This window comes from Yersinia nurmii (assembly GCF_001112925.1).
Taxonomy (GTDB): domain Bacteria; phylum Pseudomonadota; class Gammaproteobacteria; order Enterobacterales; family Enterobacteriaceae; genus Yersinia; species Yersinia nurmii.
On sequence record NZ_CPYD01000009.1, the window covers coordinates 85,397 to 97,658 of the forward strand.

Sequence of the window (12,262 nt, forward strand, 5' to 3'; positions counted from 1 at the left end):
TTAACTTTACGCCTTGTCCCGCATTATCTGCAGTGATTACCGGCAAAAATACAAGGCTGAACCATACTTAATCCTGATTTTTATGCTAATAAATCTTAGGGAGAAAGGTATGGATTGGCGGACGCACGAAGTGTTCAATCAGCCTAAGCCATTATCAAACAGCAATTTATTTTTGTCTGATATGGCATTAAAGGAAGCTGTCATACGCGAGCAGGCCGGTTGGGATAATGAAGCATTAATTTCAATGGGCGCGCAGTTGGGATCGGCCGAATCGCTGGAGTTAGGGCGTCTGGCTAATACAAATCCTCCTGAACTATTACGCTTTGATGCCGCTGGGCGACGTCTGGATACGGTAAGGTTTCATCCCGCCTGGCATGTCCTGATGAAAGGATTGGTCGGTAATCGGGTGCATAACCTGAGCTGGCAAGAAGATGCTCGTATCGGCTCTGTGGTGGCCAGAGCGGCCCGTTTGATGCTGCATGTACAGGTTGAGGCTGGAACCCTTTGCCCGATAACCATGACTTATGGTGCTATTCCTCTTCTGCAAAAATCCCTACCGGCACAATTTCAATCTTGGATACCTCCTTTACTCTCAGATCGTTACGATCCTCACGTCGTCCCCGGCGATCAAAAACGCGGTTTATTAATCGGTATGGGAATGACGGAAAAACAGGGGGGGTCTGACGTCTTGAGTAATTCCACGCGAGCAGAGCCTTTGGGCGCTCGCGGTGCCGGTGAGGCTTATCGGTTAGTCGGTCATAAATGGTTCTTTTCCGTGCCGCAAAGCGATGCGCACTTAGTTTTGGCACAGGCCGCAGGTGGATTGTCCTGTTTCTTTATGCCCAAAATTCTGCCTGGTGGTAGCAGTAATTCCATTCGTTTAGAACGTCTGAAAGACAAGCTGGGCAACCGCTCCAATGCCAGCAGCGAAGTGGAGTTTGATAATGCCATCGCCTGGCTATTGGGTGATGAAGGCGAAGGTATCCATCATATTTTAAAAATGGGCGGTCATACCCGTTTCGATTGTGCGTTAGGCAGCCACGGTATTATGCGGCGAGCCTTTTCCGTCGCTCTGGATTATGCCAGCCAGCGGCAGGCCTTTGGTAAGAATCTGATCGACCAACCGTTGATGCGTCAGGTGCTCAGTCGTATGGCGCTGCGTTTGGAAGGCCACACGGCGCTGTTATTCCGCTTGGCAAAAGCGTGGGAACACGGCAGCGCGGAAGATGCGTTATTCAGCAGGCTAATGACACCAGCCGCTAAGTATAAAATATGCGGGCAGGGCAGCGCTTTTGTCGCCGAAGCGATGGAGGTGTTAGGTGGAATCGGCTATTGCGAACAAAGCGAATTGCCGCGCTTATACCGTGAAATTCCGGTTAACAGTATTTGGGAAGGCTCCGGCAATATTATGTGTCTGGATGTGCTGCGGGTTTTACGTAAGCAGCCCGCAGCGATTGAAATGTTGAATCAAAATTTTTATGAGGTTCGCGGGCAGAATCGTTTGTTCGATCGTTCCTGGCGCCAGCTGACTTTCCGGCTAAAAAATCCTCAGGAAGCGCAGGGGCGAGAATTGACGCTACAACTGTTTAATCTGAACTGTGCTGCTCAATTGCTGCGTTTTGCATCACCGCCGCTGGCAGACGCATGGTGCCGTATGACGCTGGATCATCGGGATCAATATTCTATTCCGGAACCGCTTTGCGAACTGCTACTGACCAGAGCCGCAGCCGTTTAGCGATACAGAATGGCCTGTGAGTACCACAGGCCCGGAATGACAGAATCGCTATTCATAATGACTAAATAGTAACGCGCTCCGCTGGCATTGGCTTTGCTACGGAGCGCTGCTTCAGCATCCATCGGGCTGCCGTATACCTGCACCGAAGCCATCCCAATTTTTTGTAATGTTCCGCTTTGAGCGCGGTTAATTTCCTGCGCGAAAGGCTGCGGCGCGGGAGGAGGTAGCGGCGTGGTTTTCAATGCACTACAGGCGGAAAGGCCCAGCGTGAACAGCAGAACGGCTAAGGCGCGATAATAGGTCATGGTGTGTTTCCTGTGTCGATATTGCCTCACTTTCTCTCAGTGTAACGCTCAAACATTCATAACTACCAGACATGTGTCATTTCTGATATATCTCGGAGGAAATTGGTTTAAGACTTTATTCAGCAGGTTTGGCACTATGGTGGTGCGTTTAAAATTGTTTTGGCTGATAAGGCTTGTTTGACCCATAAGGACTGTTGTTATGGTTGAGATGTCGTTAGAAAAAGTACAGGGCATTGAGGTCATTCACGCCGCGCCAGCAGGCAAGCGTCATCAGCCTTTGCCGACCCTTTTCTTCTATCACGGTTATACCTCCTCCAAAGAAGTGTATTCCTATTTTGCCTATGTTCTGGCGCAGGCGGGATTTCGCGTGGTGATGCCGGATGCCGATATGCACGGAGCCCGATTTGACGGCAATGAAACCCGGAGACTGGGCTGTTTCTGGCAGATTTTGCGTTCAAATATTGATGAGTTGGATGAAATTAAGCAGCATTATCAAAAAGCTGGATTGATTGATGGCGATCGAATTGGCGTGGGCGGCGCATCAATGGGCGGAATGACGACTCTGGGAGCCTTGGTGCGCTATCCGTGGATCAAGGCGGCCGCTGATTTTATGGGGTCAGGTTATTTCACTACTCTGGCCAAAACGCTGTTTCCTCCTTTGCCTGGTGCTGATTCAACAAAGCAGGATGAATGGGAACGTCAAATTGCTCCATTGACTGAATATGAGGTGACTCAGCAACTGGAGATAATTGCCAGCAAACCTTTGCTGGTCTGGCATGGTGAAGCGGATGAAGTGGTTCCGGCGGTGGAAAGTGAGCGTCTGGTCGCGGCTTTGAAAGAGCAGGGGTTGGATCATCATCTGAGTTACCTGACCGAGCCAGGTATCGGCCATAAAATCACGCCAACGGCGCTGACGGCGGGCGCGGCATTCTTTCTGCACTATTTATAGTTTTTGCACTATTTATAGTTATTGCCGCTCATTTATGGATAGGCACTAAAGGTAAGAAAAAACCCCCGATAGACGGGGGTAAAGTGTTTTAAGGGCTGGATTGTCTTATTGTCGGTCTTTCTCTGGTGTTGTATTTATCGATGCAATTCTAGCGGTAAAGAACGGCGTTAACGTGAATAGAACTGTTGTCTCCCGGTTCATGCATAGCGATGATTTGGTAGGCGGTTGCGCCGCGTTCATCGGCTAATTTGCTAACCTGCGAGGTGGCATCGTCAGGGGAAACCACATTGTGGCCCAGTGACACTGCGCCAACGCTAACGCGCTGTTGCTGCATTGCCTGTTGAGCGCTGATTTCAGTGGCGGCGAAAGTGCTGGCCGACAGGAATAAACTGAGGGCCGCGGCGATAGTGAGTGTGCTTTTCATAGGTAACTCCAATATCTTATTTATATACTTTGAATAAGTTATCTGTCTGCTGCGCCGCTTGTTTTGCGGTGGATGTAACTAATAATAGTTCTCTTTCATAATTAATAAATGCGCCATCTCTGACCGACTCTTTCAAAAAATATGAATAATTTTTTCGCTGACCTGATGATTTTGTTGAAAGATTTAAAAAACTAATGGATCCCCATCCATAGTTCATGGGGTGAACAAAAAGTGCTATTTATTGGCTAGAACGGATATAGCTCGAATAATTCCTCGGCAATCCTTGAGTTTCCCCCCTCACGCAAGTATAGTTACGCGTCATTTTTCAGCCGCACACAAACACGTTCCTTGCCTCCATGGGCCGCGGCTGACCCTATCAGGAGGCTGAATAATCCGTAAGGAGCAATTCGATGCGTCATTACGAAATCGTTTTTATGGTCCATCCTGACCAAAGCGAACAGGTTCCGGGCATGATCGAGCGTTATAGTGCAACAATCACTAACGCCGCTGGTCAGATTCACCGTCTGGAAGACTGGGGCCGCCGTCAACTGGCTTACCCGATCAACAAACTGCACAAAGCTCACTACGTTCTGCTGAACGTTGAAGCCCCGCAGGAAGCGATCGATGAGCTGGAAACAAACTTCCGCTTCAACGACGCCGTTATCCGTAGCATGGTTATGCGCGTTAAAAACGCGGTAACTGAAGCATCACCAATGGTTAAAGCGAAAGACGAGCGCCGTGAGCGTCACGACTTCGCATCAGAAACCAATGATGATTCTGAAGCTGGGGATTCTGAAGAGTAATTGCCGTGGTGGCCGCTAATCGACTGGTACTCTCTGGCACTGTGTGCAAGACACCCATTCGAAAAGTGAGTCCTTCCGGTATTCCTCACTGCCAGTTCGTGCTTGAGCACCGTTCAACGCAGCAGGAAGCCGGGTTTAGCCGACAAACATGGTGCCGAATGCCCGTGATTGTCAGTGGACACCAGTCACAAGCATTAACTCACAGTATAACGGTCGGCAGTCAGTTAACCGTGGAAGGCTTCATTAGTTGCCATCAAGGGCGCAATGGGCTTAACAAATTGGTTCTGCATGCCGAGCAGATTGAATTGATAGATTCTGGAGACTAGCCTAATGGCACGTTATTTCCGTCGTCGCAAGTTCTGCCGTTTCACCGCGGAAGGCGTTCAAGAGATTGACTATAAAGACATCGCTACGCTGAAAAATTACATCACCGAAAGCGGTAAAATTGTCCCGAGCCGTATCACCGGTACTCGTGCCAAATACCAGCGTCAGCTGGCCCGTGCTATCAAGCGCGCGCGCTACCTGTCTTTGTTGCCGTACACTGATCGTCATCAGTAATCGGCCACTGTCCATTAACGACTTTGAGAGGATATGGTAATGCAAGTTATTCTGCTTGATAAAGTAGCAAACCTGGGCAGCCTGGGTGATCAAGTTAACGTTAAAGCGGGCTACGCTCGTAACTTCTTAGTACCGCAGGGCAAAGCTGTGCCGGCAACTAAGAAAAACGTTGAGTTCTTCGAAGTGCGTCGCGCAGAACTGGAAGCCAAACTGGCTGAAGTTCTGTCTGCCGCTGAAGCTCGCGCAACTAAAATTAACGAATTGGGCAGTGTTACAATCTCCTCTAAAGCAGGGGATGAAGGTAAACTGTTCGGCTCTATCGGTACTCGTGACATCGCTGATGCAGTATCTGCAGCTGGCGTTGAAGTAGCGAAGAGCGAAGTTCGTTTGCCGAATGGCGTTCTGCGTACTACTGGTGAACACGAAGTTCACTTCCAAGTACACAGCGACGTGTTCGCAAAACTGAACGTAGTTGTGGTTGCAGAAGCGTAAGTTACGCTGCTGTTAACCCGTTAAAACGCCAGCCTTGTGCTGGCGTTTTGCTTTTCTGAGAATGACTAAAAAGCCCCTGTAACCCTGCCAGTGACGATAATTCCTTTCCAGCCTCCAGACGTAGCGATATCACGCCGCGAGCCTTTGGCTGGGCGCTGATAGCCTACAGAGAGAGAAATGGGAGACCGGGGCGTTTGGATCAAAGCCCAGGCCAGATTATGGCTGTGAAATCTGGGCTTTATAACGCCTTAGCATTCGCGCTGAGGATTAACGATCGCGGCGGTAAGAACCGTCTGCTTGGCGGCTAAACAAGACTTCCGCACTGTTGGTCGTTTCAATAGCTAGCGCGGCTACGCTGCCTTGCGTGTCCAGCATGATTTTCACTTCTTGTCCGGCTTTCAGGTTACTCAGTGGCTTATCATTGCCTTCTACCTGCGCCATGGCAAACACTTCATTTACCGGTAAGTTATTATCGCGGAACAACTGAGCCAGCGTTTTACCCGCTTGTACCTGATAACTTTGCCAGCTCCCCTGCGGTAACGTCGAAGACGGCTGGTTTACTGTGGGATTGCTCCCGCGTAATTCGGCCTGTAACGGAATATCTGTCGGTTCTGCCGTCACCGGAAATTGCCCATTGCCGTTGTTACTGGAAGAAGGCCAAAGCAGCGCCAGCAACAATACCGCTGCGGCAATGATGACCCAGCGACGATGGAAGAGAGGCAAGGGCTCCATCCAATGGAAACCATCCGGCAGATGCCAGATTTTTTGCAGCCAGTCTTTAATAACGCGTTGTTTTCCCGGCGACGTGATCTGTGGTGCTGATACTTTGTCGTCATCCATTACCGTTTCTGGCGGTAAGAGATCGGGCTCGCCAATGGAGGGCTCGGCTTTGACACGGTTTTCAGGCTCATCGGTCGGTTTATCTGGCAGAATTCGCTGCCGGATAGTCAGCCAAGTATGTAACAAAGGCTGATAGACCCGATTGTTTTTCCTTCTCCTGGGCGCGATTCTGCCCATGGTGACCTCTCTTTCAACTACGTAAAAAAAAATCACAGTGCTCGATCAGCGACTGCTGGATGGAACCTCTTCCCTGTTACTTGTTAGTATAGTTTGCTAACTGATTGATGCAGAAAGAAACAGGGATAATGCTGCCGAACGGGCTGTTTTAAGTCGGTGTGGAACCATTGTTTCTTTTTCTTCGACAAAAGTCATCATTAGCGATGCAAGATTTTACCCTACTCCCTTGCTGCTGTTATGCTTGCACCTTCGACTTTTTAAAGAATTAAGGAAAATCCATGACAACCCCTTCTTTTGATAGCGTAGAAGCGCAAGCAAGTTACGGTATCGGTTTACAGATAGGCCAACAATTACAAGAGTCCGGCTTGCAGGATTTGCAGCCAGAAGCCCTGTTAGCGGGTTTGCGCGACGCAATGGAAGGGAATACACCGACAGTTCCTGTTGATGTTGTTCACCGTGCGCTGCGTGAAGTTCATGAACGCGCCGATGCCGTTCGTCTGGAGCGCCAGCAGGCACTGGTTGTTGAAGGTGCTAAATTCCTGGAAGAAAACGCTAAACGTGATGAAGTGACCACCACTGAGTCCGGTTTGCAATTCTCCGTGCTGCAACAGGGTGAAGGGCCAATTCCTTCACGTCAGGATCGTGTGCGCGTGCATTATACCGGTCGCTTGGTTGACGGTACCGTATTTGATAGCTCCGTAGAACGCGGCCAGCCAGCTGAATTCCCGGTTAGCGGCGTGATCCCAGGCTGGATTGAAGCGCTGACTTTGATGCCGGTTGGTTCTAAATGGCAGTTAGCGATTCCACACAATTTGGCCTACGGCGAGCGTGGCGCTGGCGCATCTATTCCACCATTCAGCGCGCTGGTATTTGACGTAGAACTGCTGGAAATTCTGTAAATTCTGAACGGTTAGTGTGAAAAAGGGCGATCCATGATCGCTCTTTTTTTATGGCTTTTCTACGGATTAGTTGCCGCTTAACGCTCTGGGAAACAGCAGATTATTTTCTAAGTGAACGTGTTCCATCAAATCGCCGACGAATTCGTTGAGATTGGCATAAAGTGCGCGCCAAGTGGTGCAGGCTCCGGGCGGGGGCGTGATGTTATTGGTGATCTGTTTGATGGTTTCCAATTGCTGCCCTGCCGCTTCATGCTCTGATTCCATCACGAAAATCGGCACGCTAGCCATTTTCCCCATTCCTTTGGCAATCATGGGGAATAACACTTTTTCCTCTTTTTCCATATGCTGTAGTAAATCCTGATGTAGCACGCTGAGCTGCACTGCTAAACCTCGTGGACAGGTGGGTTTTGCAGCGTGTACGCGCTCTACCTTTTCTGCCATTAATACCAGTTCCGGCAATTGCTCGCGGTGCCGTTCATGATAGCGGTTGAGAATAAAACTAATCAGGTGTTCCTGCGGCACCTCTTGCCAGTTTTGCACGGCCTGAGTTTCTTTTTGCAGCATGGTGAGCTCTGCCTCCAACGCGTCAATATTCAGCTCTCTGCGCTCGGCGGCACGTTGTAGTGTCTGTCTCCCTCCGCAGCAAAAATCGAGTTCATACCGGCGAAATAGCGTAGTGGCTCGTGGTATGGCAATAGCCAGAGAACCAAGAGATTGATTGCGGTAATCCATAATGACACCTCTTTAATGTGTGATCTCCATAAGTTGTATTATAAATACATGTTATAATGTGCGCCATAGTTATTAAGAGGTAGTAAGGATGAGGGAGAAATAGCAAAAGCGCTCCGTAGAGCGCTTTAAGGAAGGATTATTTTTTCTGCAAATCGACCTGATAAACTTCAAAACCAATGTCATCCAGTCCCTGAGCCTTCATGGGGTACTGGGATTTTTGCTTAATAAATTCAGCGGCTTTGGCGCTTGGTGAAGTTTCAAAACGAATATCTAATGGCTGTGAACGGGTGATTTCTGCCAGACGCCAGTTGTTATCCGCTTGAGGCTTAACCTGACCGTTCTTCTTGGTTTCTGCGCTGATATAGGCAGACAGTACCGAACGGTTCTCATCCGGTGAAGCAAAGGCAATATGATCATCGCCGGTGCCCGCAAATTTGCCACTGTAAGCGCGGTAGTTATTGGTCGCGATCAGGAAAGTGGCCTTTGGATCTATTGGTTTACCTTTGTAAGTCAGGTTTTTAATACGTTCGGCTTTATCGTTGATCAGATTACAGTCGCCGTTGTAGCGAGCCGGCTGTGTCACATCAATTTCATAGTTAACGCCGTCAATCACGTCGAAGTTATAGGTACGGAAACCGTTCCAGTTAATCAACGACTGCGGTTTACTGCTATTCACATCGATCTGATTGAATTGCCCGGCAGAACATTCCAGCCACTGCTTCACTTCCGCGCCGCTGGCTTTCACTACGACCAGAGTATTGGGGTAGAGATACAAATCTGCGGCATTACGGAAGGTTAAATCACCTTTTTCGACTTCAACAAAACTGGCCGGATCGTTTTTGCGACCGCCTGCTTTGAAAGGCGCTGCGGCAGAAAGTACGGGTAAATCGGCTAGATCCGGATCGCCCTGAATAAAGTGTTCGGTATAGGCGCGCTGAGCGTTGTTGACAATCTGTACAGTTGGATCGTCCTGAATCAGCGACAGGAAGCTATACATATTATCGGAGGCTTTTCCGATAGGTTGGCTGACAAAATCGCGGGTGCTTTTATGGTCATCGGTCAGTACTTTAACCAGCTTGGCGTTTTCCGGTGCCAGTGATTTTTTGTTGGCTTTATCGTAGATAGGACGGGCTTCTGCCTTCGCCTGTTCGACCTGCCAGCGACCTTTATCGTTATTCAGTACAAAGTCTACAACGCCCAAATGGTCGCCCCATTGGCCCGGCATTACTGCGGGAATGCCGTTTAGCGTACCTTGCGCAATATTCGCACCTTTAATCGCGGCGAAATCTTTACTTGGGAAGACGGCGTGGGAGTGCCCGAACATAATGGCGTTGATTCCCGGAACTTGGCTGAGGTAATAAACTGAGTTCTCAGCCATGGTTTTATACGGCTCGCTGGATAGGCCTGAGTGCGGGATGGCGATAATCAAATCAGCCCCTTGCTTACGCATCTCCGGTACCCATTTTTTCGCGGTTTCGGTGATGTCGTCTACGCGGACTTTGTCCGTCAGATTAGCTTTATCCCAGATCATGATTTGTGGCGGAACAAAACCGATATAACCAATACGTAAATTATGGGTTTTACCGTCGCGATCTTTAACCGCTGTATCAGCGATCAGGAAAGGTTGGAACAGCGGTTTACCGGTTTTTACATCAATCACGTTAGCATTCACATAGGGGAATTTGGCTCCCGCCAGTGATTTCTTCAGGTAATCCAGACCGTAGTTGAATTCGTGATTCCCGATGTTTCCTACGGCATAATCCAGCGTATTCATCGCCTTGTAGACCGGATGAATTTCGCCCTCTTTCAATCCCTTGGCTGCCATGTAATCCCCAAGTGGGCTGCCCTGAATCAAGTCGCCGTTGTCTACCAGTACGCTATTAACCGCTTGCTGACGCGCTGCGTCAATCAGGCTGGCGGTGCGAACCAAACCGAACTGTTCGGTCGGTTTATCCTTGTAATAATCGAAATCCATCATGTTGCTGTGGAGATCGGTGGTTTCCAATACGCGTAAATCAACCGTAGCGGCCTGAGCTGTGCTGGCAATCAGACAGGCGAGTAGGGACAACGTCAGGGGACGCTTTATCATGGCTTTCTCCATTGTGGCTTTCCATATGAGAGCTATTCGACATGTATCGCAAAAGCAGATGTAATTTTAATTAATTGTGGCAATAAAGTGTGAAGTTTGGCAGAAAGCCGGCCAGATTAACGCGTAGACGCTCACAGATGCGGCAGGTTAATCACCTTGATTTTATTACATGTTAAGTCGGTGATGGCTATTAATGGCAAAAGTCACTAGTCTGCTACTCAAGCCGAATTCATCCTTTAGGTGAGTTTTATTTTGGTATTTACCTCTAGAATAAATAGAGGGAAAAGGGCGTTGCCAACCGGTGATAGCCGGACAGCGGTGAGCCGAACAGCGACGAAAAGTATGTCGGATAACTTCAGAGGTGGATGATGTTAGAGCAAATTTGCCAGTTGGCACGCGATGCTGGGGCGGCGATTATGGCCGTCTACGATGGAGAGAAACCTCTTGATGTAGCACAGAAAAAAGATGATTCCCCGGTAACCGCGGCGGATCTGGCGGCGCATGATATTATCAAAGCCGGTCTGGCAGCGCTGACGCCAAATATTCCCCTGTTGTCGGAAGAAGATCCTCCGGCGTGGGAAATTCGCCAGCACTGGCAGCGTTACTGGCTGGTCGATCCTCTGGATGGCACTAAAGAATTTCTTAACCGAAACGGTGAATTTACCGTGAATATCGCGCTGATCGAGCAAGGTACGCCAACCTTGGGCGTGGTGTATACGCCAGTGATGGATGTGATGTACAGCGCCGAGAACGGCCAGGCTTGGAAAGAAGAAGGTGGGCGCCGGATGCAGATTCAGGTTCGTGATGCGCAATTACCACTGGTGGTTGTGAGCCGTTCCCACAGTGATGACGAGCTAAGAGACTATCTGGCTCAACTGGGCGAGCATCAAACAGTCTCCGTCGGTTCTTCCCTCAAGTTTTGTCTCGTGGCCGAAGGGAAGGCGCAATTGTATCCCCGTTTTGGGCCGACTAACATTTGGGATACCGCCGCAGGCCATGCGGTGGCCGCAGCGGCCGGAGCGCAGGTCAATGATTGGCAGGGTAAACCTTTGTCTTATACCCCACGTGAGTCTTTCCTGAACCCCGGCTTCAGAGTGTCGCTGTTTTAAGACTTCAGCAACTGGTGCAGTTGGGCGATGACCTGCTGCACTTCTTCCGCACTTAATGCCCCATCTTTAACGAAACGAACGTTACCTTGCTGATCCAGCACCACGATGGTGGAGCTTTTGGCGGCCAGATCCCAGGCTTTCTTCACGTTGCCATTGCTGTCGACAATAAACTGCGACCAGGGAAATTCACGCTTGCTGTCTTCAATGCTGTTACGCACAAACATAGCAGTGCCGATAATGGCATCGTCGGTATCGACGATTGTCGTCGTTTGGTAACGATCGTGCGGTAATTTGGCGGCCTTGATTGCTTCAATCAAGGGGGCATTCATCTCTTTGGCACTGCTGCGGCCAGCGATATGTTGCACCACCCGGACTTTGCCGGCTAATTGCGAGCTATTCCAGTTTTTATAGCTAAACTTATTATTAGCCAGATCTAGTTCACCTTTATCGCTAACACCCACCGGAGGCACACGCTGATCGAGTTGAATGTTATGAGCCGAGGCAAGCAAAGGTGTGAAAATAAGGGAAAGAATGAGCAGGCTATTTTTTATCATGTGATGTCCTTGACGATGCTAAACGATGGAATTAGGCACTTGCGCCGCAGATTGAGGCAAGTTTTCAAATCATAGGTGCAGATCCGAGGTCTGTCCTGTCTGATGCCAATTTTAGTAATCGTTACTGTTTAGATGGTTATTCTGCCTTAACGGCCGTTTATGTTCGTGTGATTCTGTAATTTTATGTAAACGCAGTATGTATGACTACTTTTGGCGGAACTTAGCGCCACTCTTCAGGTCTATTACTCTGCAATTATCTTACGCTACCTGTGATCCTGGTCGCTTAGGCCATTCGCGGAGCGTATTTGTGTCATGGGAGGAAAGCAAAAAAATGAGGATCTTCCAGCGTTACAACCCCGCTAAAGTCGCGATGTACGTCAAAACCCTATTCCGCGGTCGGCTATATATCAAGGATATGGGGGCTTTTGAATTCGACAAAGGTAAAATTTTGCCTCCGAAAGTACGAGATAAACGCCACTATAGTGTGATGTCCGAGGTCAACCGCCAGGTTCTACGGCTACAGTCAGAAATGGGTTGATAAGGCGTAAAGCAGTAGCGCCGAATGAATTGCGGCCCCGATAATGGGGCCGCTAGTA

The 12,262-nt window shown here is 49.3% G+C and carries 15 protein-coding genes; 9 read left to right on the forward strand and 6 right to left on the reverse strand.

The genetic code is table 11. The annotated features are described in order from the left end of the window. Positions 1–109 precede the first annotated feature (109 nt). Positions 110–1,735, forward strand: coding sequence for an isovaleryl-CoA dehydrogenase (locus tag AD970_RS12195; RefSeq protein ID WP_049599310.1), 1,626 nt, complete (start codon positions 110–112; stop codon positions 1,733–1,735). Here the strand turns inward: AD970_RS12195 and bsmA are convergent. Continuing rightward, entirely contained in the window at positions 1,732–2,040 is a 309-nt protein-coding gene (gene bsmA, locus AD970_RS12200) for a biofilm peroxide resistance protein BsmA (protein WP_049599312.1), read from the reverse strand. The genes AD970_RS12195 and bsmA overlap by 4 nt on opposite strands. A 199-nt stretch (positions 2,041–2,239) precedes the next feature. Here bsmA and yjfP point away from each other — a divergent pair, with 199 nt between their 5' ends. After that, entirely contained in the window at positions 2,240–2,989 is a 750-nt protein-coding gene (gene yjfP / locus AD970_RS12205; protein ID WP_049599314.1) for an esterase, read from the forward strand. Positions 2,990–3,137: 148 nt separating this feature from the next. On the opposite strand, the gene AD970_RS12210 is transcribed toward yjfP, so the two are convergent. Continuing rightward, positions 3,138–3,413 (reverse strand): YdgH/BhsA/McbA family protein, encoded by a 276-nt coding sequence (locus AD970_RS12210; protein ID WP_049599317.1) that lies wholly within the window; start codon positions 3,411–3,413, stop codon positions 3,138–3,140. A 410-nt stretch (positions 3,414–3,823) separates the two neighbouring features. On the opposite strand from AD970_RS12210, the gene rpsF reads away from it, so the two are divergent. The 4 genes from rpsF to rplI are packed head-to-tail and all read left to right on the forward strand — an operon-like array spanning position 3,824 to position 5,266. Further along, the gene (rpsF, locus tag AD970_RS12215; RefSeq protein WP_038241841.1) at positions 3,824–4,216 is read left to right on the forward strand and encodes a 30S ribosomal protein S6; all 393 of its coding nucleotides are present in this window, start codon (positions 3,824–3,826) and stop codon (positions 4,214–4,216) included. Positions 4,217–4,221: 5 nt separating this feature from the next. Next, positions 4,222–4,542, forward strand: coding sequence for a primosomal replication protein N (gene priB / locus AD970_RS12220; protein WP_049599320.1), 321 nt, complete (start codon positions 4,222–4,224; stop codon positions 4,540–4,542). 4 nt (positions 4,543–4,546) lie between these two features. Beyond that, on the forward strand, positions 4,547–4,774 hold the full coding sequence (gene rpsR / locus AD970_RS12225) for a 30S ribosomal protein S18 (RefSeq protein WP_000135199.1): 228 nt from the start codon (positions 4,547–4,549) through the stop codon (positions 4,772–4,774). Positions 4,775–4,813: 39 nt separating this feature from the next. Beyond that, a complete protein-coding gene (gene rplI, locus AD970_RS12230; protein WP_049599324.1) occupies positions 4,814–5,266 on the forward strand; it encodes a 50S ribosomal protein L9 in 453 nt (150 codons plus the stop codon). Between the two features lie 267 nt (positions 5,267–5,533). Here the strand turns inward: rplI and AD970_RS12235 are convergent, their stop codons facing one another. Further along, positions 5,534–6,283 (reverse strand): LysM-like peptidoglycan-binding domain-containing protein, encoded by a 750-nt coding sequence (locus AD970_RS12235; RefSeq protein ID WP_049599327.1) that lies wholly within the window; start codon positions 6,281–6,283, stop codon positions 5,534–5,536. A gap of 278 nt (positions 6,284–6,561) precedes the next feature. On the opposite strand from AD970_RS12235, the gene AD970_RS12240 reads away from it, so the two are divergent. Next, a complete protein-coding gene (locus AD970_RS12240) occupies positions 6,562–7,182 on the forward strand; it encodes a peptidylprolyl isomerase (protein ID WP_049599330.1) in 621 nt (206 codons plus the stop codon). 66 nt (positions 7,183–7,248) lie between these two features. Here AD970_RS12240 and ytfE read toward each other — a convergent pair whose 3' ends face one another. Together ytfE and AD970_RS12250 are read right to left on the reverse strand one after the other, a co-directional pair. After that, complete coding sequence (ytfE, locus tag AD970_RS12245) at positions 7,249–7,914, reverse strand: iron-sulfur cluster repair protein YtfE (RefSeq protein WP_049599333.1); 666 nt, start codon at positions 7,912–7,914, stop codon at positions 7,249–7,251. Between the two features lie 136 nt (positions 7,915–8,050). Next, entirely contained in the window at positions 8,051–10,015 is a 1,965-nt protein-coding gene (locus AD970_RS12250) for a bifunctional 2',3'-cyclic-nucleotide 2'-phosphodiesterase/3'-nucleotidase (RefSeq protein WP_049599335.1), read from the reverse strand. Between the two features lie 356 nt (positions 10,016–10,371). On the opposite strand from AD970_RS12250, the gene cysQ reads away from it, so the two are divergent. Beyond that, on the forward strand, positions 10,372–11,112 hold the full coding sequence (cysQ, locus tag AD970_RS12255) for a 3'(2'),5'-bisphosphate nucleotidase CysQ (RefSeq protein WP_049599337.1): 741 nt from the start codon (positions 10,372–10,374) through the stop codon (positions 11,110–11,112). Here the strand turns inward: cysQ and AD970_RS12260 are convergent. Further along, positions 11,109–11,666 (reverse strand): YtfJ family protein, encoded by a 558-nt coding sequence (locus tag AD970_RS12260; RefSeq protein ID WP_049599340.1) that lies wholly within the window; start codon positions 11,664–11,666, stop codon positions 11,109–11,111. The genes cysQ and AD970_RS12260 overlap by 4 nt on opposite strands. 331 nt (positions 11,667–11,997) lie before the next feature. On the opposite strand from AD970_RS12260, the gene AD970_RS12265 reads away from it, so the two are divergent. Then, entirely contained in the window at positions 11,998–12,204 is a 207-nt protein-coding gene (locus AD970_RS12265) for a DUF1107 domain-containing protein (protein ID WP_049599343.1), read from the forward strand. Positions 12,205–12,262: the final 58 nt, after the last annotated feature.